The 22,326-nt window shown below is 65.1% G+C and carries 18 protein-coding genes; 11 read left to right on the plus strand and 7 right to left on the minus strand.

What is annotated here, in order from left to right; translation table 11 throughout:
* Positions 1-62: 62 nt before the first annotated feature.
* Both NATPE_RS17035 and NATPE_RS17040 read left to right on the plus strand, forming a co-directional pair.
* Positions 63-686 (plus strand): DUF2391 family protein, encoded by a 624-nt coding sequence (locus tag NATPE_RS17035; RefSeq protein ID WP_006182834.1) that lies wholly within the window; start codon positions 63-65, stop codon positions 684-686.
* 51 nt (positions 687-737) lie between these two features.
* Positions 738-1,151 (plus strand): EamA family transporter, encoded by a 414-nt coding sequence (locus NATPE_RS17040; protein ID WP_006182835.1) that lies wholly within the window; start codon positions 738-740, stop codon positions 1,149-1,151.
* Between the two features lie 30 nt (positions 1,152-1,181).
* Here the strand turns inward: NATPE_RS17040 and NATPE_RS17045 are convergent, their stop codons facing one another.
* The 3 genes from NATPE_RS17045 to NATPE_RS17055 form a co-directional block, all read right to left on the minus strand.
* Entirely contained in the window at positions 1,182-3,065 is a 1,884-nt protein-coding gene (locus NATPE_RS17045) for a cation:proton antiporter domain-containing protein (protein WP_006182836.1), read from the minus strand.
* Between the two features lie 187 nt (positions 3,066-3,252).
* Positions 3,253-5,211: an AMP-dependent synthetase/ligase gene (locus tag NATPE_RS17050; RefSeq protein ID WP_006182837.1), complete on the minus strand. Its 1,959-nt coding sequence runs from the start codon at positions 5,209-5,211 to the stop codon at positions 3,253-3,255.
* A 203-nt stretch (positions 5,212-5,414) separates the two neighbouring features.
* Positions 5,415-6,335, minus strand: a complete 921-nt coding sequence (locus NATPE_RS17055; protein WP_006182838.1) for an MBL fold metallo-hydrolase — start codon at positions 6,333-6,335, stop codon at positions 5,415-5,417.
* A gap of 144 nt (positions 6,336-6,479) precedes the next feature.
* Here NATPE_RS17055 and NATPE_RS17060 point away from each other — a divergent pair, with 144 nt between their 5' ends.
* On the plus strand, positions 6,480-7,640 hold the full coding sequence (locus tag NATPE_RS17060; protein ID WP_006182839.1) for an ATP-binding protein: 1,161 nt from the start codon (positions 6,480-6,482) through the stop codon (positions 7,638-7,640).
* Between the two features lie 12 nt (positions 7,641-7,652).
* On the opposite strand, the gene NATPE_RS17065 is transcribed toward NATPE_RS17060, so the two are convergent.
* Positions 7,653-8,564 carry a cation diffusion facilitator family transporter gene (locus NATPE_RS17065; RefSeq protein WP_006182840.1) on the minus strand — a complete coding sequence of 304 codons (912 nt, stop codon included), beginning with the start codon at positions 8,562-8,564 and terminating at the stop codon, positions 7,653-7,655.
* A 209-nt stretch (positions 8,565-8,773) separates the two neighbouring features.
* Here NATPE_RS17065 and NATPE_RS17070 point away from each other — a divergent pair, with 209 nt between their 5' ends.
* The 4 genes from NATPE_RS17070 to NATPE_RS17085 all read left to right on the plus strand — a co-directional run bounded on the left by NATPE_RS17070 (position 8,774) and on the right by NATPE_RS17085 (position 10,904).
* Positions 8,774-9,181 carry a CrcB family protein gene (locus NATPE_RS17070; protein ID WP_006182841.1) on the plus strand — a complete coding sequence of 136 codons (408 nt, stop codon included), beginning with the start codon at positions 8,774-8,776 and terminating at the stop codon, positions 9,179-9,181.
* Complete coding sequence (gene crcB, locus NATPE_RS17075) at positions 9,178-9,606, plus strand: fluoride efflux transporter CrcB (protein WP_006182842.1); 429 nt, start codon at positions 9,178-9,180, stop codon at positions 9,604-9,606. The genes NATPE_RS17070 and crcB overlap by 4 nt, the downstream gene beginning before the upstream one ends.
* 141 nt (positions 9,607-9,747) lie before the next feature.
* Positions 9,748-10,323 (plus strand): magnesium transporter, encoded by a 576-nt coding sequence (locus NATPE_RS17080; protein WP_006182843.1) that lies wholly within the window; start codon positions 9,748-9,750, stop codon positions 10,321-10,323.
* Positions 10,323-10,904, plus strand: coding sequence for a magnesium transporter (locus NATPE_RS17085; RefSeq protein ID WP_006182844.1), 582 nt, complete (start codon positions 10,323-10,325; stop codon positions 10,902-10,904). The genes NATPE_RS17080 and NATPE_RS17085 overlap by 1 nt, the downstream gene beginning before the upstream one ends.
* A 156-nt stretch (positions 10,905-11,060) precedes the next feature.
* Here the strand turns inward: NATPE_RS17085 and NATPE_RS17090 are convergent, their stop codons facing one another.
* Entirely contained in the window at positions 11,061-12,269 is a 1,209-nt protein-coding gene (locus NATPE_RS17090) for a potassium channel family protein (protein WP_006182845.1), read from the minus strand.
* Positions 12,270-12,387: 118 nt separating this feature from the next.
* On the opposite strand from NATPE_RS17090, the gene serS reads away from it, so the two are divergent.
* Complete coding sequence (gene serS / locus NATPE_RS17095; RefSeq protein ID WP_006182846.1) at positions 12,388-13,767, plus strand: serine--tRNA ligase; 1,380 nt, start codon at positions 12,388-12,390, stop codon at positions 13,765-13,767.
* 301 nt (positions 13,768-14,068) lie between these two features.
* Here serS and NATPE_RS17100 read toward each other — a convergent pair whose 3' ends face one another.
* Complete coding sequence (locus tag NATPE_RS17100; RefSeq protein WP_015299240.1) at positions 14,069-15,607, minus strand: hypothetical protein; 1,539 nt, start codon at positions 15,605-15,607, stop codon at positions 14,069-14,071.
* Positions 15,608-16,079: 472 nt separating this feature from the next.
* Positions 16,080-18,266: an elongation factor EF-2 gene (locus NATPE_RS17105; protein WP_006182848.1), complete on the minus strand. Its 2,187-nt coding sequence runs from the start codon at positions 18,264-18,266 to the stop codon at positions 16,080-16,082.
* A gap of 241 nt (positions 18,267-18,507) precedes the next feature.
* Between NATPE_RS17105 and NATPE_RS17110 the strand changes: the two genes are divergently transcribed.
* The 3 genes from NATPE_RS17110 (at position 18,508) to NATPE_RS17120 (ending at position 22,233) form a co-directional block, all read left to right on the plus strand.
* A complete protein-coding gene (locus NATPE_RS17110) occupies positions 18,508-19,263 on the plus strand; it encodes a DUF5781 family protein (protein WP_006182849.1) in 756 nt (251 codons plus the stop codon).
* Between the two features lie 129 nt (positions 19,264-19,392).
* Positions 19,393-20,091: a DUF7504 family protein gene (locus NATPE_RS17115; protein WP_006182850.1), complete on the plus strand. Its 699-nt coding sequence runs from the start codon at positions 19,393-19,395 to the stop codon at positions 20,089-20,091.
* A gap of 72 nt (positions 20,092-20,163) precedes the next feature.
* Positions 20,164-22,233 (plus strand): hypothetical protein, encoded by a 2,070-nt coding sequence (locus tag NATPE_RS17120; RefSeq protein WP_015299241.1) that lies wholly within the window; start codon positions 20,164-20,166, stop codon positions 22,231-22,233.
* Positions 22,234-22,326 lie beyond the last annotated feature (93 nt).

Here is a 22,326-nt window from a genome sequence, read left to right on the forward strand (position 1 = left end):
CGATCGGGCCGGCGGATCCCGAGTCGGACTGGATTTATCCACTCGGGACGTCTGGTCCCGGTATGTCCCAGCCGGACGAGTCGCTCGAGGGCACGACCATCGATGACGTTTACGAGCAACTCGAGACGCTCGAGGAGACGGTCGACACGGCCGATGAGCGGACGGAGGTACGGCGGACGATGCGCCTGCTCGGCCGACTCTCGCACAACGCGGCGGTCGGCAAGGCCATCACCAAGTTTACTCGGAAGGACAAGGCCGAGGCGTTCGTCGGCAGCGTCGTTATCGGGCTCCCGATGCTGGTCGAGGACGGCGTCTTCAGTATCGGCGCGTTCCTCGCGACCCATCCGGCACTGCTGGTGGCGAACCTCCTGTTTACCGTGGGGCTCGTCGTCGGCATCCTCTACGTCGCCGATTTCAGGGAGGTTCAGATCCACGACCCCTACTTCGGCGCCGTCCCGCGTCGCCCGGTCTGGGTACTGCTCATCGCGTTCTCGACCGCGGCCGGGCTCATGACGTTGTGGGGGCGGGTCGCGTGGGACGAGCCGTGGGTGAACTGCTGTCAGGTGTCAGTCGTCTTCACCGCGATGGCGCTTGGCGGCTCGTTGGGCGACATCCTCCCCGGCGAAGCCGAGCATCGGCCGATAGACGCCCCCGACCGTCGCGGGGACGATCGCGACGACGCGTAAGACAGTCAGCGCGAACGCAACGTTTTTCCGAATCACGGCGAAGCCGGCCGCATGGTCAGTACGTCGATCCTGTTCGCACTGGGTGCGTTGCTCCTCTATGGCGGCTGGGCGGTGGCCGGCGGCGTCGCGACCCGCTCGCTCTCGCCGGTCAACGCCGTGTTCCTCTCCTACGTCGCAAGTCTCGTCATCGCCGGCGGCTACGTCCTCTCGCTTCGCCGTCCCGTCTCCGGCACCCGCGTCGACGTCGCCGCCGCCCTCGTCTCCGGCGCGTTCCTCGCGGCCGCCTCCATCTGCTTCTACGCCGGCCTCGCCCGGGGCAACATGGCGATCGTCTCCGCGATCGCGGCGCTCTACTTCGTGATCCCGGCCGTCGTCGGCGTCTTCTACTTCGGGGCACAGCTCAGCGCGACGAACGTCGCCGGGCTGGTCCTCGCGGTCGTCGCCGTCGGCCTCGTCGCGACCTGATCAGTCAGTCCGTCCGCGAGAAGCCGCGTGTTAGACCGGTTTGCCACACTGGTTGATCGCCTCCTGAACGGCCTCCGTGCGGCCGATGAGTGTGATGTGATCCCCCGCCTGCAGTTCGACGTCGGGGGTCGGCACTTCGCTGGCCCCGTTCCGGCTCACGAGCGCGATGAGAACGCCGTTCGGGAGTTCGCCCCCGACGTCGACGATCCGCTGCCCGACGAGATCCTCGTCGGTGATCTCGATCTCCTGTACGTCGCCGGAGCGACCGAGTTCGGACATCCAGTCCGAGAGCGCGGGCCGCTCGATCCGGTTGTCGATCGCCCACGCGGTCGACTCGGCCGCCGAGATCGTCTGGACGCCGAGGTCCTCGAACGCCGACGCGTTCGACGGGTTGTTCGCCCGAGCGATCACGTTCTCGACGTCGAAGTTCGATTTCGCGAGCTGGGCCACGAGGAGGTTCACGTCGTCGTCGCCGGACGCCGCGACGACGGTCTTGGCGTTCTCCACGCCCGCCTCACGTAACACCTCGGTGTCGGTGCCGTCGCCTTCGCGGGCGGTGAACCCGTCGTTGCGAAGCTCCTCGAGGACCGTCTTGTCCGCCTCGATCAGGACCACGTTTTCGCCGCGCGCTTCGAGTCGTTCTGCCAGCGAGCGACCGACGCGGCCGCCGCCGATGATGAGTACACGCATGGGTATCACGTCGAGTGTCTCCGCGATCTGCCGGGCCAGGCCGCCCTCGAGGACGACCGTCACGAGGATGACGAGAAAGACCGTCCCGACGAGCAGGTCCGCACCGGCCGGGTTCGTCGGCGCTGCGTCGGTCTGGAGTCGGATCGCAAACAGCGTCGCGACCGAAGCCGGGATGATCCCCCGCGGCCCGACGGCGCTCATAAAGAGCCGCTCTCTGAACGTAAACCGGCCGCCCCGCGTCGAGAGAAAGACCAGAAACGGCCGCAAGACGAGCATGACGGCCACCACGACCGCCACGCCGCCGAGCCCGAGCGCGAACAGCTGGTCGAACTCGAGCAATGCCGCGAGGGTGATAAAGACGAAGGAGAGAACGAGCAGGGTGATATCGCCCTTGAACGCCTCGATCTCCTCCTCGTAGGGGAGGTTGGCGTTGCCCAGGATCAGGCCGGCCGTCGCCGCGGCCGCGACGCCCGCCTCGGCGAAAACGTAATCGGCCGTCCCGAAGGCGACGATCGCCCCCGCTAACGTCAGCAATCGTGCGTTCCGCGGCGCATCGTCGGGCGAAATGTCGACGTACTGCAACACCGCCCAGACGACCGCGGCGACGACGACGCCGACGAGCAGGCCCGTTCCGAGCCGCTCGGCGAACAGTTGCAGGTAGACGTCCGCGTGGATCTCCCTGACGGTCATCGACTTGAACAGCACGACCGCGAGGATCGCCGCCGTCACGTCGTTGACGATCCCCTCCGTCTCGAGGGTCGCTGCGACCCGGTCGCGGACGGGGACGACCTTCAGGATCGGCGTGATGACCGTCGGTCCCGTCGCGACCAGGAGTGCGCCGATCAACAGTGCGATATCCCAGTTCGCCCCGAGGAAAAAGCGGACTGCGCCGGCGGTTCCCAGAAAGGCGATCGCCGCACCGACCGTCGTCAATCGGATCACGGCTGCCGGCGCTTCCCGTATCTTCTCGGCCTTGAGGTGGAACGCGCCCTCGAAGACGATGATGGCGACCGAGAGCCCGACGATCGTCGAGAGCCCGCTCTCGCCGAAGGAGTCGATGGTCAATACGCCGAGCCCCTCCGGACCGATCGCGACCCCCGCAGTGATGAGAAAGAGAACACTCGGCACCCGAAACCGTGCCGACAACAACTGTGAGAGGACGCCGAGTCCGACGATCATGGCGACCAGTATCAGGAGGTCGCCACTTGCCTCTGCACCCGTCATTGTCGGACCCGACACGCCATACCCGCTCGCCGTCCCGGTGCGACTCGTCCGACCATTCGGTTCGAAGGAATCAGTCCATGCGGTTAACTCCTGTGAGAAATCCGTACGACTGGCCGAGGGTAACTGCTGCCGCGTCGATCGCGGCCGCGCGGGATCGAACGCGTCGGCCGTCGGCAAGCCGGACCGATCAGGCGTCCTCGTAGATCCGGTCGACCCGATCCTCGAACCGCTCGAGGATGACCCGTCGCTTCTTTTTCATCGTCGGGGTGAGCATGTCGTTTTCCTCGGTGAACTCCTGGGGCACGAGTTCGAACTGCTTGATCGTCTCGTGTTTCTCGAAGTTCTCGTTGACGCGATCGACCTCTTCCTGGATGTGATCGCGGACGCGGTCGTCGTCACACATCGCCTGCGGGTCGTCGGGTAGGTCGATCCCCTCCGCGTCGGCCCACTCGCGGACGTGGTTCGTGTTCGGGACCAGCAGGGCACCGATGAACTTCTCGCCGTCGCCGACGACCATCGCCTGCTCGACGACCTCGCTGGCCGCGAAGGCGTCCTCGAGCGGGCCGGGGGCGACGTTTTTCCCCGTCGAAAGGACGATGATCTGTTTGACGCGATCGCGGAACTCGAGGTAGCCGTCGGGGCGGACGTGAATGATGTCGCCAGTGCGGAACCAGCGCGTGCCGTCGTCGTCCTCGGTGAACGCGCCCTCGGTCGCACCGGGCTTGTTCCAGTAGCCCTGCGTGACGTTGGGGCCGTTGACGAGGAGTTCGCCGACCTCGCCGGCGTCGTCCGCGAAGGCGTCCTGATCGGCGATGGCTTCGTCGACTTTTACCTCGACGTTGGACAGCGTCGGCCCGATGGTCCCGATCTTCGCGCCCTCGGGCGGGTTCGTCGCGACGATGGGCGAGGTCTCGGTCAGCCCGTACCCCTCGAAGATCGGCAGCCCCATCGCGTGATAGAGCCGACACAGCTCCGGCGAGAGGCTCCCGCCGCCGCTGATCAGGATCTCGATGTTGCCGCCGAGCGCTTCCCGAACCGTCGAGAAGACGAGTTTGTCGGCCAGGGCTTGCTTGGCCTTCAGGATCGGCCCCGGCGACGCCGCCTGCTGGTACGCGACGCCGACGTCGGTCGCCCACTCGAAGATCCGCCGGGAGACGCTCGAGCCGCTGGCCTCCTCGCGGATGCCGTCGTAGATCTTCTCGTAGACGCGGGGAACGCTCGTGGCCGTCGTCGGTTGTACGGTGCTGAAGTCCTCCTGGAGCGTGTCCGGGCTCTCCGCGTAGGCGATACAGGTGCCGCCGGCAAACAGGGCGAAGTGGCCTGCAGTCCGCTCGAAGACGTGGGCCAAGGGCAGATACGACATCGCTACCGACTCCTCGTCGAGGACGGGGACGTCGTCGTCCTTGTCCGGCCGCGGACCGAACCGCTTCCGGGAGCCGTTGACGTTCGATCGGAAGTTCCAGTGGGTCAGCTGGACGCCCTTTGGCTTGCCCGTCGTCCCGCTTGTGTAGATCAGGCTCGCCAGATCGTCGAGATCGATCCCATCGATGCGCACCTGGTAGGTCTCGAGGTCGAAGGCGTCCTCGCCGCGGTCGTAGACGTCACCCAACGTCAACACGTCGTCGCGATCATCGTAGCCGTCGACCTCGTCGATGGTGACGATGAACTCGAGATCGAGTTCGTCCTCGACCGCGAGGACGTTCTCGAGCAGGTCCGCGTTCTCGACGACGACGCCGTCGGCGTCGGGGTCGTCGAGCAGGTACGCGACCTGGTCGGGCGAGGAACTCGTATAGACCGTCGTGACGGCCGCGCCGGCCGACAGCAGGGCGAAGTCCGACTGGGCCCACTCCATGCGCGTGTTCGAGAAGATGCCGATCCGATCGCCCGCGTCGACCCCCAGTTCGCGAAAACCGGCCGAGAGGTTGCGAACGATGTCGCGCATCTCGGCATAGGAGAGGGTCCGGAACTCGCCGGGCGTCGCGGCGGGGACGACGTCGTCCGTCAGCGACCGATCGTAGATACCGCCCTTGTACTGTTGGGCTGGACGGTTCGTGTACCGCTCGGCCGCGTCCTCGAACATGCGTGCGAGATTCGTCTCGCCGATGACCTCGTCCTCGTACTCTCGTTCCGCGTCCCGCCAGTTCATATGTGTGTGAGAGTTGCTCCCGTGCGATAAAACGTGATGAAACTTGTTTCATCCATCACTACGTTTATCGCTCGTCGCTGCCGTCCGGGAGAGAACCGGCGAGCGCCCTGAAACCGGACGCTCAACCCGAAAGGACTGGACGTTGGTTTCGAAATCGGCTCCGAGCGATGGAACCGAGTCGCCATGGCGGCGACGCTGCCCGGTCACCCCCGGTGATCGAGATAGCCCAACACGCCACGCGTGTTCAGTTTCGCCTCCTCGCTGGCTTTCTCCCTGCCCCAGACGTCGGCCAGCTCGGCTTCCTCGGCGAAGTACTCGAGGACCGCCTCGTCGTCCGCAAGGTCCCGGCGTTTGTCGGCGACCCGGTCGACCCACTCCTCAAGGACGGTCGCGTATTCGTCGAGGGTCCGTTCAGCGTCGTCGCCGACGAATCGAGGGCCGAAATGCGGGTACAGGAGGACGACTGGGTCGAGGGATTGCAGCATTTCGACGTCCGCGAGACACTGCTCGAGGTCGAAGTTCGAGGGCGGCGAGGTCGGCCTGATCCGTTCGACGTCGGGGACCCAGATGCCGGCGGCGTCGGCGACGAAGACCGCGTCGTTCGCGGAATCTTCGTAGACGACCTGATGGGGGGCGTGGCCGGGTGCCGCGTGGACTCGCAGTTCGTGTGCCCCGAGATCGATATCATCGCCGTCCTCGATCGCGACGATCCGGTCCTCGGGGACGGGTTCGGGTTCGACGTAGTGGTCCCACTGGTCGCCGACGGCCGCCTTCGTCCCCGCGACCAGTCGGGAGGGGTCGGCGATGTGATCGGCCCCCAGCGAGGGGACGTAGACGTCGGCGTTCGGGCAGTCGGCGGCGAGAAAGCCGGCCCCGCCGGCGTGATCGAGGTGGACGTGTGTCAGCGCGATGACCGCGAGGTCCTCGCGGTCGATGCCGACCTCGGCGAGCGCCTCGCGAAGCAGGTCGTAGTTCGTACCGATGCCCGTGTCGACGACGGCCGGGCGGTCATCGTCGAGGATGTAAACGGCACCGTAGCCGCTGGTTTCGTACATTCCCGTATCGAGGTAGTAGCAGTCCGAACAGTCGCCGGCGGTGACCTCGCGGACGTCTCCGATTGCCATATCGAAACGCCGTCATGGGACCCGATAAAAGCTCGCGTCGCGGCGACCCCGGGCCGAGAGCCGGTACAGATTTCACACCTCGCTCTCATGGACAGTGTAAATGACCCGCATCGTCCGCGAATCGCCACCGTCATCGGAGCCGATATGAGCCACGATACGCCGGCTTCGAGCCAACTCGTCGGCACTCCGCTGTGGCTCGAGCGGTCGTCGCTGCCCTGGCTCGTCACCGCGTTCGGCGGGCTCTCGATCGCCGGCCTCGTCGGCTGGTGGCTCGCCTTCGCGGACACGATCGGGGCCACCGCCTACCTGACCACCCTGCTCTCGATCGGCGTCCCCGCCGTCGGACTGAGTTGGGGCGGCTACCGGCTCACGGAAAGCGACATCGATGAGAGCCGGTACGGCCGGGTATGCAAGTGGTGTTTCGGCGGCGCGGTCGCCTTTCTGGCGGTCAACATGCTGTCGATCGTCTTCTTTCCCGCCGATTCGGTGGCCGGCAACACCACCTGGGCTCACTTCGCCATCAACACGGGTGCTGTCGGCGGGTTCGCCGTCGGTTACGTCGAAGCGCGGGCCATCCAGAGGGAGGTCGAAGCGACGGCCGCCACGGTCCGTGCCCGGCAACTCGAGGACGAACGGGAGCTGCTGGCGTACCTGAACGACCTGTTGCGACACGAGGTCCTCAACTCCTCGCAGATCATCGGGGGCCACGCGACGCTCCTGCAGGCGGAGTGTGACCGCGAGGCGGTCCGCGACCGCCTCGAGACGATCGAACGCGAGAGTGACAACCTCGTCGGCGTCATCGAGGACGTTCGGGCGATGCTGGACGCGAATCGGGGGCCACAGAGCGAGAGTGCGGTCGATCTCGTCGCGGTACTCGAGTCCCAACTCCTCGAGTATCGCACCCGGTTCGACGACGTCGACATCGAGGCCGACCTCCCGGAAACTGCCCACGTCAGCGCTAACGAAGGCGTCAAGTGGATCTTCGCGAACCTCCTCGAGAACGCGATCGAACACAACGAGGGCGAGGCCCGCGTTCGGGTCACCGCCGAGCGGGGGCCGGAAACCGTCGTCGTCAGGGTCGCCGACAACGGCCCGGGAATTGCCGAGGCCGACAGGGAAACGCTGTTCGAACGCAGATCGACCAACCACGGGCTCGGGCTCTACCTCTCGCGGATCCTCGCGAGCAGGTACGGCGGTGACGTCGAACTCGTCGAGACCGGCCCGAACGGCAGCGTCTTCGCGGTGACCTTACAGCGTGCGGCGTCCACCGACGCGGACGTCGATGCGGCCGAGCGTTCGCAGTGAGGCGACTGCCCGTCACCGCTCGGCCGACTCCTTCCACTCGCCGATCCCCGATGGATCGAGGTGGACGTGTGCGTCACCGACGTCCTCGAGGCCCCGGAGGCGATCGACCAGCGCCGACTCGATGTCGTGAGCCTCGCGGAACGGCATGTCGCCGTCGACCTCGACGTGGACCTCGACCTCGAGGACGGTGCCGTCGTAGAAGACCGTCAGATCGTGGACGCCCTCGACGGCCGGGTGGCGACGGAGGGCGGCCGTGATCTCCCCCCGTTTCTCCGTGCCGGGCGCGGCACCGATCAGGTAGTCGACGTTCTCCTTGCCGATCTCGACGCCCTGATAGACGACGAGCAGACTGACGAGACCGCCGGCGATCGGATCGAGCAGCGGGTAGTTCACCAGGACGCCGAGGACGCCGACGATGGCGGCGATCGAGGTGTAGATATCGTTCAAACAGTCCTTCGCGAGCGCGGCGAGTGCGGTCGACTGGAGACGGTCGTTGATACGGACGGTGTAGCGATAGACCAGGTACATATCGACGATCGAGAAGCCAAGCGCCGCGAGCAACAGGACGCTGAACTCGATATCGGGGCCCGCCACGAGTCCCTCGAGGGACCGGTAGAGCAGGTTCAGCCCGAGCAGTGCGATCATCGCCCCGACGAAAAGCGCCGTCAGCGGTTCGATCCGGTCGTGCCCGTGTGGATGCGTCGTATCGGGTTCGTCGAATGAACTCCGCCCCCAGACGAGGACGACGACGCTGGCGACCAGATCCGCCAGCGAGTGGGCCGCGTCGGCGAGCAGGGCAACGCTGCCGAAGGCAAGTCCCGCGCTTCCCTCGGCGACGATCTTCACGACGTTACCGAGGACGTTCGCCCACGACGCTCTCGCGAACGCCGACCGACCACCGTCCGCGGGGACGTCTTCGGCCATGGCTCGGTTTAGAGCGAGTCTAACCTTGGATCTTTCCCTCCTCGCTCGTCGCGGCGTGACGGTGTTCGCAACGTTCATTTCGCGCCTGGACGAACCGCGTCGTATCCGGGCGATGGGGCCCGCCTGACCCAACTGCCGACCGCCGTTCCGAAGCCGTGACGACCCACATCGCGGCGACGGTCGGCTGACGGTCCCTGCCACCACCAGCCATGGCAGACTCACATCCCCTCGTTCGACTCGAGACGGTCGCACTGATCGCGATCGGCGGGTTCGCCGGCTCGAACCTCCGGTTCTTCGCGATGGGTGTGGTCCCGGATACGGCGTCGATCGTCCTCGTCAACGCGGTCGCCAGTGCCGTCCTCGCCGTCGTCGTCTACGAAGCCGAGGCCGCCGGCCGGCTGTCGTCGCGGGCGCGACTCCTCTTCACGACCGGGTTTCTCTCCTCGCTGTCGACCTACAGCACGTTCGCGCTGCAGGCCGCGCTCGCGTCGACGCCGCTTGCCCTGCTGGGCATCGTCGCCGCCAACTACGGGTTCGGACTGGCCGGGGTACTCGCGGGTCGTGCGCTCGCGCGTCGCCTCGGCGGTCCCCGACCCGCCGGTGGTGAGACGGCGTGAGCCCGGCACTGCTGAGCGCCCCGCTGCTCGAGGCGCTCGCCAGCGCGACCGTCACCGTCGATCCCGAGCCGGCCCACGTCGTCGGCACCGGCGGCGCGATCGGGGCGGTCTGTCGCTACTGGGTCAGCCAGTGGGTCTCGAGTCGCCTCGAGAGCGAGCGGCTCCCGGTGGCGACGTTCGTCGTCAACGTTCTCGGGAGCTTTACCCTCGGGCTCGTCGTCTTCGCGGGCGCGAGCGAGTCGACGCTGCAACTCGTCGCGACCGGGATCTGCGGTTCGTTCACGACGTTTTCCTCGTTTTCCGTCGAGACCGTCCGGCTGTACGAACGCGGCGACCGCGCCCTCGCGGTCGGCAACGCCGCGGCCGGTCTCGCCGGGTCGCTCGCCGCGATCGGCCTCGCGTGGGGACTCGTCGCCGCCCTCTGAGGTCCAGCTCGGGACAGCACGCCGGCCCGGTCGAAACACGTTGGCGATCCCTCAGGTGCGGTACCTATCCCCATGGTTTCGCGCGATCCGCTCGGGTTCGACCCGTGGTAGGTATATGTCCGGCCTGCGTTAGACGACGCTATGGCGGCTCGCCAAGACGCGTGGCGCATCTACCGCGAGTCACTGCCGATCCTCGTGGTCAGCCTCGCCGGCGGGGTTTTCGCCGGCTCAGTCCTCGGCTCGGAGGGGATGACCGCGGGATTCGAGCGGTTCCCCGGCCTCCTGTTGCTCCTGCCCGCATTCCTCGCGACCCGGGGGAACGTCTACGGCGCGCTCGGGGCGCGCATCTCGAGTGGCCTCCATCAGGGGATGATCGATCCGGAGTTCTCGTGGGACCGGCGACTCGTCAACGCCGTCGCGGCCTCCTTTATCAACGGGATCGGCATCTCGGTGTTCATCGGCGTCCTCTCGTGGGGAATTCTCCAGTTGCTGGGTCGTGAGTCCGCCCGACTCGTCGAACTCGTCGGTATCATGCTGGTCTCGGGCGTGTTGACCTCGGTGACGCTGATCTTCGGCATGCTGGCGCTCGTGTTTGCCAGCTACGAGTACGGGCTCGATCCCGACAACCTGATCGGGCCGATCGTCACCACGCTCGGCGATATCTTCGGCGTCGTCTTCCTGTTCGTCGCGATCACCGTCGTCGGGGTGATCTTCTGATGGGCGCGACCGATCCCGACGAGTCGGTCAACACCTGGTCGATCCGGAGCATCGTCGCCACGATGTTTCCCATCCTGATCGCGCTCTCGATCCTCGAGATGGGGTCGGGCTACGTCCTCGAGGAACTCGAGGAGACCTACCTCGCAAACCCCACGCTGCTCGTCTTGGTGCCCGTGATGATCGGCATGGGCGGCAACCTCGGCGCGATCCTCTCCTCGCGGCTCTCGACGCGGCTCCACCTGGGCCTGCTCGAGTTCGATCCCCGCGACGAGGTGCTGTGGACGAACGTGGTGGCGATTTTCGGGCTCGCGGCGACGATCTTCACCGCGCTGGGGATCGTCGCCTGGCTTGTCGGCCAGTTCATCGCCGAACCGATGGCGCTCGTTGACCTCATGCTCATCTCGGTCGTCAGCGGGATGGTACTGGCCGGGCTCGCGATCGTCCTCAGCGTCCTCGCGACCTACGTCTCCTACAAACAGGGGCTGGACCCCGACGACACGACGATCCCGATCGTCACGAACGTCTGTGACATCCTCGGCGTGATCGTCCTCTCGGGGGTTGCGATCGTCGTCCTGAACTGAGACCGTCCCGAACGGAACTCGAGGCTCGAACGACGGACTGGCGTCTCGCCGGTCATAGTCGACTCGAGAACGGATCGTTTTCCCGTCGTATTTTCATCTTGTGACCAGAACCACTTAAAGCGCGAGCGACCCGGTGGGCCCGTGAGCCCCCACCGGCTACGCGGACGCGAGATCCCGGAAGGCGGCGGCGGCCGTCCGGGTCCCCTTCGCGATCAACACGTCGCCGCCGCGCAGTTCGGCGTCGGCGTCGGCCACCAGCAGCCAGCCCTCGTCCGGCCGGCGGATAGCGATTACCGACATCGTCGAGTCGGCGTCGGGGACGCCCTCGGTCACCGCGGTCCCGTCGAGATCGCTGTCCCGTTCGACCGGGATGCGGGCGATGATCTCGTCGCTCTCTTGGACCGCCAACTGGACGACCGGATGGACGTCGATATCGCGCAGGACGCCCTCGCTGATCTCGATCGCGGTGTCGCTGATCCGCTCGGTGCTACTGCCCAGTTGGATCAGTCCGCGCAACACGACTGGATCCGTCGCGTCCGCGGCCGCCCGCAACGTCCAGGCCTCGAATCGCGACTGCATCGCGTCGACCTCGACCTCCAAGTTGCGGACCTCCTCGGCCAGCTCCTCGCTGTCGAACAGCACGCTGCTGTAGGCCAGATCGACCGCCAGCTCCGAGAAGTCTTTCATGTGGATGATCGTGTCCACCGCCCGCTCGAGATCGTCGATATCGGGACTCTCGACCGTGGGCGCTTCGTAGACCTCCCCGGTCAGGGTCTCACAGACGTCGCCGATCGCCGACTCGGGCCCCCGGAGGAACGCGACATCGTCGGCCTCGATCCGTGTCGTCGGCCCCGGATTGAGCAGCCACTCGTTGCCCCGCCGGAGCGCGATGGCCCGGACGCCGGTCTCGGACTCGAGATCGATCTCCTGTAACGTGCGGCCGGCGTAGGGGGAATCGGCCGCGACGACGCCCCGGAGCAGCGCCTCGGCGGCGTCGGGCAGGGCCGCCCGCATCGCCTCGGGCAACCCCATGTCCTCGAGGACGATCTTCGCGATGTCGCCGGCGGCGTCGCTGATCTCGTCGGCGGCCCCGACGATGCCCAGCACCGGCGCGAGCTGCTCGGCGTCGGCCGGCTTCCGGGCGGCCATCAGCAGGCTCATTCGGGCTCGCATCTCGAGGACGTCCATCCGTTCCTCGAGTCGGAGGACCTCCGTCGCGAGTTCCTCGCTGCGGTGGAGGACCGCCGAGTACGAGAGGTCGATCAACAGCTCCGCGGTGTCTTTCATCTCGACGAGTACGTCCTTGACACTGACCGGCTCGTACTCGATCGACGCCGACGATGTCTCGCCCTCGAGCGGATCCATACCTCGAGAGTCCGCCCGCCGACGAAAAAAGCGTTTCCCGCCGCCGGTACAGACACTCGTAAGACGCAGCCTTCCGACACGGTTTTGCCCGGGCACAAAGAACGCACGGGCAAGATCAATGCTCGACCGGACCTATATACGCGAGAATACGGAGGAGGTACGCGACGCCCTCGAGAACCGCGGGGCCGACGTCGACATCGACGAGTTCCTCGAACTCGACGAACGCTGGCGCGAGCTGAAAGCACGCGGCGACGACCTGCGCCACGATCGCAACCAAATCACGAAAAAAATAGGCCAGCTCGTCGCCGACGGCAAAGACGAGGAGCGCGAAGAAGCCATCAAGAAGTCGCGGGAACTCAAAGCCGAGATCGAGGAGGTCGAAGAGGAAGGCGTCGAACTCGAGGAGGAACTCCGAGAACGTATCCTCGAGATTCCACAGGTCCCCCACGAGAGCGTGCCGCTCGGCCTCGAGGAGCGCCACAACGTCGAGGACCGCCGCTGGGGCTTCGACGGGGACCACGACCTCCCCGAAGAGGTCACCCCTCACTACGAACTCGGCGAGGAACTCGACATCATCGACGAGGAACGGGCCGCCAAGACGACCGGTGCCGGCTTCTACTTCCTCAAAGGCGAGGGCGCACAGCTCGAACACGCCCTGATCCAGTTCATGATGGACGTCCACCGCGAGCAGGGGTATGTCGACGTCTTCCCGCCGGTCCCGGTCAAGAGTTCGGCGATGCAGGGAACCGGACAGCTGCCGAAGTTCGCCGACGACGCCTACCGGCTGGGTGGCAGCAACGAGGAGGCCTACGACGACGACGACCTCTGGCTCTGTCCCACCGCGGAGGTCCCGGTCACCAACATGTACGCCGACGAGATCCTGCTGGACGACGACCTCCCGCTGAAACACCAGGCCTACACCCCGAACTTCCGGCGTGAAGCCGGCGAACACGGCACCGAAACCCGGGGCATCGTCCGCGTCCACCAGTTCAACAAGGTCGAACTCGTCAACTTCGTCGAACCCGAGGACAGCTACGACCGCCTCGAGGACCTGCTCGACGAGGCCGAGGAGGTCCTCCGTCGGCTCGACCTTCCCTACCGCATCCTCGAACTCTGTACCGGCGATCTCACGTTCGCCTCCGCCAAGACCTACGACATCGAGGTCTGGGCCCCCGGCGACGACATGGACGACGGCCCCGAGGACGGCGGGCGCTGGCTCGAGGTCTCGAGCGCATCGAACTTCGAGGACTTCCAGGCCCGGCGTGCCGGCCTGCGCTACCGGCCCGAGCGCCACGAGTCGGCCGAGTACCTCCACACCCTGAACGCGTCGGGACTCGCGATCCCCCGGGTGATGGTGGCCATTCTCGAGTACTACCAGAACGAGGACGGCACCGTCACGATCCCCGAACCCCTGCGGCCGTACATGGGCGGCAAAGCGGTCATCGAAGGCCACGAGAAGGTCGGCGAGTCGGCGCTGGGTGCAGGCGAACGCGAGTAGCACGCTCCCGCAGGGTCTCCCTTGTTCGGAATCACCTAGCCCGTCAGAACGGTGATCTCGGTCCGGAGTCGATACGTCTGGGGCGGGATATGCTGACCAGTGGAGGTGAGAAATACTGTGCGATCGGATCCTCGTCGACGACTGGGTCGTCCGTTGCTGACTCGACGGGGAGGGGTGCCGACGGCGGACGATCGCCGCGAACGCGCGCCGGCGGCCAGTTCGGGGGATTACCGCGACGGAATCACCGTCGATGGCCGGGTTACTGCCTCCGGATCAGTCGCCCGCACCGATACTAACGGTGTTACTGGCTGGCCAGGTTCCGGATGTCCTCGACGGCGTCGGCCGCGTTGTTCAGCGCGTCCGCGATCGGCGGGAGCATGGCCTCTTCAGCCGCTGCACGGGCCTCCTCGACGGTACTCACGTCGTACTCGACGCCGGCCTGGGCTTCGATCTCGGCCGTGACCTGCGTGAAGATCTCATCGACGAGGGCGTCGATCGTCTCGGGGTCAGTGCTGTCGATCGTCCCGACCGACTCGACGTTCTCGAGTTGCGCGTTGATGTCCTCGACGATGCCGTTGATCTCCGCGACCGTTTCGCTATCGCCGTTCTCGCCGTCGCCGTCGTCACCGTCGCCGCCGTCGTCGATGGTGTAGTCGGCAATAGCCGCGATCTCCTCGACGGCATCGGCCGCGTTGTTCAGCGCGTCCGCGATCGGCGGCAACGTGGCCTCCTCGGCCGCCTCCCGGGCCTCCGCGGGCGTACTGACGTCGTACTCGACACCGGCCTGGGCTTCGATCTCGGCCGTGACCTGCGTGAAGATCTCCTCGATGAGCGCGCCGATCGTCGCGTCGTCGGTGTCCTCGATCGTCCCGACCGGCTCGACGTTCTCGAGTTGCGCGTTGATATCCTCGATGATGGCGTTGATCTCCGCAACCGGTTCGTCGTCGCCACCGTCGTCACCGCCGTCGTCGATAGTGTAGTCGGCGATGGCCGCGATCTCCTCGACGGCGTCGGCCGCGTTGTTCAGTGCGTCGGCGATCGGCGGCAGCGTGGCCTCCTCGGCCGCTTCCCGTGCCTCCGCGGGCGTACTCACATCGTACTCGACGCCGGCCTGGGCTTCGATTTCGGCCGTGACCTGCGTGAAGATCTCCTCGATGAGCGCACCGATCGTCTCGTCGTCGGTGTCGTCGATCGTACCGACCGGCTCGACGTTTGCGAGTTCCGCGTTGATGTCCTCGATGATGGCGTTGATCTCCGCGACGGGACCGTCATCGCCAGGATCTTCGTCCTCTTCTTCCGTGACGACCTCACCGTCGGCTTCGCCACCGATTCCGGCGTCCGCGGCCGCGTTGCGCATGACGACGTTCAGATCGGTCTCGCTCGAGCCGCTGACGTCGTTGACCGTGACTTTGAGGCGAAGGGCGACGTTCTTTTCAGTCACACTGCCGTCTTCTTCCGCTCGGAAATCGGATGCGGAGAGACCGTCGTGATCGAGGACGCTCCCCGAGAGGTCCTCTCCGAGGGAAACGTCCGACTGGCTGGTGCCGCTGACCGAAGTCGTCGCCTCGTCGATCGTCGCCGCGTTGCCGCCGTGGACCACCTGGAGTTCGACCGTCGCTTCCCCTGGGTCCTCGTCCAGTCCTTCGTACTGGAAGACGACGTTGGTCGCACCTGCACGAATGTCCGAGAGGGACCCGTCGTCACTTTCCCCGCTGATGCTAGTTCCGGTGAACCGATAGTCGCCGATTTCTGCTGCTGCTGAACCCGAAAGCACTACTGCAGTGCCGATAGCTGCCGTGCCGATACCGCCTGTACTCGCGATGAACTTGCGTCGATTCATTGTTGCTCTCTGACGCCGTACGACGCCCGGCGCTGGCGGACTCACAGCATTGCCACTCGTCGGTTACCTGCACTGACCGACCGCGTTCGCAATACGACTTATTTGCGTGTGAGTGGCGCAACAAACTATGCCACCAGTGATAAATATTTTCGACTATAAATTACAAATGATTCTCAACCGTTTTTAGATTTATTAAATTAATAGACAGTCAATATGCCGATCGACGATGCACCGAGAACGGGTAGTGGCGACTCAACGGCTACGACAGGACAACGTCACGACTCCTCGAGAGCCATCAAGCGGTTCCACGTCACGACAGGGTTCGTCGGAACGACGGTCGAAACTGGAACACGGTGTCGACGACCGTGAGAGCGTCGCCACTCGCGGTCGATAGAAAGCGCGGCTGATCGGAAAGAACCGAACGCGTCCGATCAGCACGTAGGTGCGAGGCTGTCCGTTTCGAACGGCGGCCTTATATGTAGTCGATACTCGGCGGCAGTTCGAGCTTCATACCCTTGCGCTCGCGGATCTCCATGATCTTGTCGCGCTGGAGGGAGTTGGACATGACCTCGAAGCCGGCGTTCTCGGTGTTCCAGGAGGCCCGTCCCTCGGTCGCGGAGCGGATGTCCGAGGCGAAGCCGATCATCTCGCCGACGGGCGCGATGCCCTCGACGACCATCAGGTCGCCTTCCTGGTACATGTCGTCGACGCGGCCACGACGGCCCTGAATCTCGCCCGAGGCCGCGCCCATGTGGTCGTTGGGCACGTCGATGCGGACGTCCTGCATCGGCTCGAGCATCTTGATCTTGCCGTCGATCAGCGACTTGTGGACGGCTTCGCGGGTCGCGGGGATGACCTGTGCCGGGCCACGGTGGATAGTATCCTCGTGGAGCCGTGCGTCGTGCAGGCGGATGAGCGTCCCCTGAACCGGCTCGTTTGCGAGCGGGCCGTTGTCGAGGGCCTCCTCGAGCCCCTCGATGACGAGTTCCATCGTCTCGTTCAGGTGCTGAATCCCCTTCGTGTCGTCGATGAGGACGTTCGTCCCGTGGATGTGTTCGACGTTCTGAGAGGTCTCCTTCTCCATGCCGGCCTCCTGCAGGGCCTCACGGCGTTCCTGCTCGGGCATGTCCATCGAGGCCTCGCCGCGCTTGATGGTCTCGACGAGGTCGTCCGTCATCGGCTCGATGGAGATGTAGAAGCGGTTGTGCCGGTTCGGCGAGATGCCCTCCACTTCGTCGCTGGGCTCCTGGGGCTGCTCGCGGTAGACGACGATCGGCTCACCGGTGTTGACCGGGATACCCTGGTTCTTCTCGATACGCTGGGTGATGACCTCGAGGTGAAGCTCACCCTGTCCCGAAATGAGGTGCTCGCCGGTGTCCTCGTTGATGTCGATCTGGATCGTCGGGTCCTCCTTGGAGACCTGTCGCAGCGTCTCGATCAGCTTCGGCAGGTCGTCCATGTTCTGGGCCTCGACGGACTTCGTAATGACCGGCTCCGAGATGTGTTCGATCGACTCGAACGGCGTCATCTCGACACTCGAGACGGTCGAGCCGGCGATGGCGTCTTTGAGACCCGTGACGGCGGCGATGTTCCCGGCGGGAACCTCGTCGACCTCCTCGCGTTCACCGCCCATGTAGATCCCGACCGACTGGATGCGGTTCTTGCCGGCGGTCCCGGAGACGTACAGCTCCTGGCCCTTCTCGAGGGTACCCGAGAAGACACGTCCCGCGGCGATCTCGCCGGCGTGGGGGTCGATCCCGATGTCGGTAACCATCAGGACGACGTCGCCGTCCTCGTCGACGAGGCGCATCGACTCCGAGAGGTCGCTCTCGTCGTCACCGCGCCAGATGCGCGGGATACGACGGGGCTGGGCCTCGAGGGGGTCCGGGAAGTGTTCACAGACCATGTCGAGGACGACGTCCGACAGCGGCGTACGGTCGTGGAGTTCCTGGCGCTTGTCGGCGCGCTCGAGTTCCATGATCTCGCCGAAGTCCATCCCGGTACGTTGCATCGACGGCATGGAGACGCCCCACTTGTACAGTGCGGAGCCGAAGCCGACGGTACCGTCTTCGACGGAGACCGTCCAGTCCTCGATGTCGTCCATCTCCTCGGTCATGCCGCGGATGAGTTCGTTGACGTCGTGGATGACCGAGAGGAGACGCTGTTGCATCTCCTCGGGACCCTCCTGCAGCTCGGAGATCAGGCGGTCGACCTTGTTGATGAACAGCGTCGGCTTGACGCCCTCGCGAAGTGCCTGTCGCAGCACCGTCTCGGTCTGGGGCATGGCCCCTTCGACGGCGTCGACGACCACGAGGGCACCGTCGACGGCCCGCATCGCGCGGGTGACGTCGCCACCGAAGTCGACGTGGCCCGGCGTGTCGATGAGGTTGATGAGGTGGTTCTCACCCTCGTACTCGTGGGTCATCGAGACGTTCGCCGCGTCGATGGTGATCCCACGTTCCTGCTCGTCTTCCTCGGTGTCCATCGCGAGCTGTTCACCGGCAGTCTCGTCGGAGATCATGCCGGCACCAGCCAGCAGATTGTCCGTAAGGGTCGTTTTCCCGTGGTCGACGTGAGCGGCGATGGCGATGTTCCGAATGTTCTTCGGTTCGTCCATCAGCCGTTCACACTCTTGGACGATCTTCTTGCGTCGGCCCATATACCCCTCATTACCGGCAGCGGGGTCAAAAGGGTAGTGTTTCGTCGGCGCCGAAATCCGCCGTCGTTCCCGGTTTGAACGTTGGAATATCCAATTTGAGTGAGTGAATCACTCCCAATATTATGTCGATCCGGCCGCGAGTCGGTTGCCGCCCGCGATGTGAGACGACGAACGCGACGGAGTCGATGACGTGCGAACGCACAAAAGAGTCAAATCCCGTCGGCTCTTGGTAGAACTACACATGGATATTCGCGTGCAGGGACCGGGCCCGACCTCTCCATTCCTCAGCGCCCGAGACCGCTTCGAAACCGAACACGACCTCTCGCTGCCGGTCCACGTCCAGCTCCGGGACGATCCCGACGAACGGACCTGGGCCGCCCACTACGACGATCGCCACGTCCTGAACATCTCGCGACAGGCCGCCTCGAGCGCGATGGCCAGCGAACTCGCCCTCCACGAGTTCGCACACATGGCGCGTCACGAACAGGATCACCCCTCACACACCCAGTCGACCGAGGAGGTTCTCTACCTGGCACTGGCCGGCAAGAGCGTCGAACGCCGCAAGCTCTCGCACTGCTACCAGATCGCCAACCACATGAAAGACATCTACGCCGACGACATCACCCTCTCGGTCGGTCCCGGCGAGAAACTGCTCTCCTTCCTCGAGTCGAGTCTGGCCGCGGCGGTGGCCGACCGGCCCGAAACGCCGCCCCGTCCCGGCCTTGAGCGGCTGTCCGCCAGCGCCGACCCCGAGATCACGGCGGTGAACGCGGCCTTCGCGCTCGCGCTCGCGGAGCGACACGACCTCGTCGACAGGGACCACCGACTCTACGACCTCGCGCACGCGGCAGCGATGGACGCCCCGGAAATCGACTTCGAAGGGTTCAAACGGCGGTTCCGGGAACTCGGGCGGGAGACCGACGTGAGTACGTACCGACAGGTGCTGGTCGATGCGACCCGGTCGTACGTCGGCGGTGACGGCCTTGCGGCCGATTGAGTACCGTCGTGACGTGCGGGTCCGGCATCGACACCCACAGCGCACAACGCGACGCCCATCGCTCGAGCCAGCCTACAGTTCGGCCCGAACGTTTATTGTTTGATGCCAAGAACGTGTGGAACATAGAGAATGTTCTCGGGAACGGACGGCGTGGGGGCTACTGACGGGGGGTTCTCCGACGAGTTATCGCGATTGAAACGCCGGGGGGCAAGCGTTCTCGTCGTCGGCTCCGTCCGCCCCGATCAGTGTCGGGACGCCTGTCGACGGCTGCTTGGCTGTGATGCCGATCGGGTCCGGCGACGCGTCCTCGTCTCGACGACGGCGGGCCCACACCACGCCACACACCACATCGACGAGGCCGGGTCGGCAGCCCTCTCGGTCATCGCTTACGAGACGCAGGCTCGCAACGTCACAACGGCCGAGCCAGGGGAGACACCGTCGGTCGGGACGGAAACGACCGAAGCGGAGTCGCTCGCCGACCTCGGGCTCGCCATCGAACAGGGGATCGAGGACTTCGAAACCAATACCGCCGCGCTCGAACCCGGCGAAGTCAGGCTGGGGATCGACTCGCTGCTCCCGTTGCTCGAGGCGGACGGTCGCCAGCGGGTGTTCAAATTCCTCCATCTCATCAACGGACGAACGCGGGACGTCAATGGGATGGCCCACTACCACCTGCCGGTCGAGCGCGATGCCAGGATCGTCCAGACTCTCTCGCCGCTTTTCGATATTATCGTTGAACTCCGCGAGCGGAACGGCGACTACCAGGAGCGCTGGACGATCGAGGACGGCGACCGCCGTTCCGGTTGGGTATCGGTCGGCGCCGAGTAACGGCTCGGGGCCAGCCCAGTTCCGAGCGACGACCCCGGCGGTTCGCGGGCGACCGCACGAGTGACCGTTCCAATGAAACCGAAATTCGAGCCCACACGACGCGGCGTAGAAATAATCGATCCGATCGAGCGACACCGCTACCATCTCGAGACCGGAAGTCCGGTAACCCCATCGGCAGCGGATACTGATCGGATCGGCTTTCCGATCGGGTCCGCAGTGACGGTGACGACCGATTCGATCACGTTACCGAAGCCCGATACGGTCCTCGTTCGGAACTCGGACGGGCTGATGCTCACCGAGGTAAGCCCGACCGAGCAATTGGGGCTCCCGCCGGACGAGTATACGCTTGATTTGTCCGGTCCGCTGAAGGTATACGCTCGTGTTACCGGTTCCGTACAGGTGTTTTCGGACCGAGAGAAGACGTATCTCACCTTCGGGACGGAGACGGCTGTCCACCTCGGGGCCAGATCGTTACACAAGCGCCCGGCGAGAACGATTACGACGACGACTGCGCCGACCGATCTGATGGCCGCAGTGTCGGCGTTCGGCTCGGAGTTGAAGACGACGTCACCGGAACGGACGTATCCGACGCTGCGGGGGCATCCGCCCCGTCTCGAACTCGGCGACGAACTCCGGATACCGGCCCCACTCGATCGAGATCACAGCGTTCGGATAGCGGTTCCCGAGACACTCCGGCACGTGTTCGTCGTCGCACCGCTCGCGTACTATCTCGATGCGGCAGTCGTTCCGGGATCGAGGCCACGGATCGTCACCGAAAGCGGATACACGCAGTCACTCGACGGTTCGGACGGGTTCGAACCGGCAGTCAAGCGGGCCCTGCAACGAACGTTCCTTCTCGACTGTGTCGTCAGGACCGAAGGAAACACGCCGCTCCCGTCACGCGAACGACGATCGATCGAACCGGTGATCGACCTCGATATCGCGGACACGTACGACCGACCGTTGGCCGAACGGCTCGAGCGCTATCTCGAGATTCCATACGAGAAACTGGAACCCCATCTCCCGGACTGGCAGTTCGAGACACGGCTCGAGCCGACCGCCGATCACGTGCCGTTTCTCCCGTTTCTCGCCGACGATCTCGCGATCGTCACGACGAGAGAAAGCGACCGAGACCGGGCGGGGCCGGAGCCGGTCGCGGAACGGGCGATCGACGCGTTCACGCGGGACGATTTCGTGCGAAGCACACAGCCCAGTTCCGTCCGTGGGGACGCACGCGTCGAGACGGCGACCGACCAGTCGGACGCCCCGACGATCCAGCAGTCGTGGACCGGTATCGACGAGACGGAAATCGTCAGCACCACGTCCGTCACGGCCTACCGGAACGATATCGGGCGAACGCCGAAAGACGGCCCCATCGAAATCGAGGTCGTCTGTAACGACCCGGATATGCGCGAGGAACTCGAAAGCGTCAACGGAACCTACGGGAGCCGGACGCGACTCCCGTTCGAGACGACGATCCACTACGATCTCACCACGGACGACCTCGCGGCCGTTCTCGCGAAAGACAGCGACTTCTTACACTACATCGGACACATCGACGACGAGGGATTCCAGTGTTCGGACGGGAAGTTAGATGCCCACACAGTCGATACCGTCGGCATAAAGGCGTTCTTATTGAACGCATGTCGATCCCACGAACAGGGACTGCATCTCGTCGAGCGGGGAAGTATCGGCGGAATCGTCACGCTCAGTAACGTCGTCAACAGCGGCGCAGTCAGTGTCGGCGTCCTCGTTTCCCGGCTGTTGAACCTCGGGTTCTCCCTCTACAGCACGCTGGACATCGCCCGGCAGGAAAACATCGTCGGGCAACAGTACCAGTTGGTCGGTGATGGCAGAACGACGATCACACAGTCCGAAACGCGAATCCCGAACGTCTGTCTGGTATCCGGGGAACGTGACACGCTCACGGCGAACATCGTCGCGTACACGGCGGCAAACAGACGGCACGGAAGCGTCCTGTCGCCACACATCGATTCGGTCGAGTCGTATTTCGTCGTTCCCGGTGAGACGGGGCCGATTCCGGTGACGGAGTCGGAACTCGAGGCGCTTTTCGATGAGGCGTTGTTCCCCGTAATACGGGACGGACACGTCCAGTGGAGTACCGACCTCGTCGACGACTGACTCGAGTCCGACGGACGGAATCGATCACGGTGGTCGAGACCCGACGGCGGTCAACACTGGCACACGAAATCAGTTCCCGGTCCGCGATCTCCG

The organism is Natrinema pellirubrum DSM 15624, from assembly GCF_000230735.2.
Lineage (GTDB): Archaea > Halobacteriota > Halobacteria > Halobacteriales > Natrialbaceae > Natrinema > Natrinema pellirubrum.

Excerpts from the sequence above, each read along its gene's own strand:
- NATPE_RS17100 (WP_015299240.1), bottom strand. The coding sequence starts at position 15,607 with ATGAATCGACGCAAGTTCATCGCGAGTACAGGCGGTATCGGCACGGCA.
- NATPE_RS17040 (WP_006182835.1), top strand. The coding sequence starts at position 738 with ATGGTCAGTACGTCGATCCTGTTCGCACTGGGTGCGTTGCTCCTCTAT.
- NATPE_RS17080 (WP_006182843.1), top strand. The coding sequence starts at position 9,748 with ATGGCGGCTCGCCAAGACGCGTGGCGCATCTACCGCGAGTCACTGCCG.
- serS (WP_006182846.1), top strand. The coding sequence starts at position 12,388 with ATGCTCGACCGGACCTATATACGCGAGAATACGGAGGAGGTACGCGAC.
- NATPE_RS17055 (WP_006182838.1), bottom strand. The coding sequence starts at position 6,335 with ATGGCAATCGGAGACGTCCGCGAGGTCACCGCCGGCGACTGTTCGGAC.
- NATPE_RS17065 (WP_006182840.1), bottom strand. The coding sequence starts at position 8,564 with ATGGCCGAAGACGTCCCCGCGGACGGTGGTCGGTCGGCGTTCGCGAGA.
- NATPE_RS17035 (WP_006182834.1), top strand. The coding sequence starts at position 63 with ATGTCCCAGCCGGACGAGTCGCTCGAGGGCACGACCATCGATGACGTT.
- NATPE_RS17120 (WP_015299241.1), top strand. The coding sequence starts at position 20,164 with ATGAAACCGAAATTCGAGCCCACACGACGCGGCGTAGAAATAATCGAT.
- NATPE_RS17110 (WP_006182849.1), top strand. The coding sequence starts at position 18,508 with ATGGATATTCGCGTGCAGGGACCGGGCCCGACCTCTCCATTCCTCAGC.
- NATPE_RS17085 (WP_006182844.1), top strand. The coding sequence starts at position 10,323 with ATGGGCGCGACCGATCCCGACGAGTCGGTCAACACCTGGTCGATCCGG.
- NATPE_RS17045 (WP_006182836.1), bottom strand. The coding sequence starts at position 3,065 with ATGACGGGTGCAGAGGCAAGTGGCGACCTCCTGATACTGGTCGCCATG.
- NATPE_RS17115 (WP_006182850.1), top strand. The coding sequence starts at position 19,393 with ATGTTCTCGGGAACGGACGGCGTGGGGGCTACTGACGGGGGGTTCTCC.
- NATPE_RS17060 (WP_006182839.1), top strand. The coding sequence starts at position 6,480 with ATGAGCCACGATACGCCGGCTTCGAGCCAACTCGTCGGCACTCCGCTG.
- NATPE_RS17050 (WP_006182837.1), bottom strand. The coding sequence starts at position 5,211 with ATGAACTGGCGGGACGCGGAACGAGAGTACGAGGACGAGGTCATCGGC.
- NATPE_RS17105 (WP_006182848.1), bottom strand. The coding sequence starts at position 18,266 with ATGGGCCGACGCAAGAAGATCGTCCAAGAGTGTGAACGGCTGATGGAC.
- NATPE_RS17090 (WP_006182845.1), bottom strand. The coding sequence starts at position 12,269 with ATGGATCCGCTCGAGGGCGAGACATCGTCGGCGTCGATCGAGTACGAG.
- NATPE_RS17070 (WP_006182841.1), top strand. The coding sequence starts at position 8,774 with ATGGCAGACTCACATCCCCTCGTTCGACTCGAGACGGTCGCACTGATC.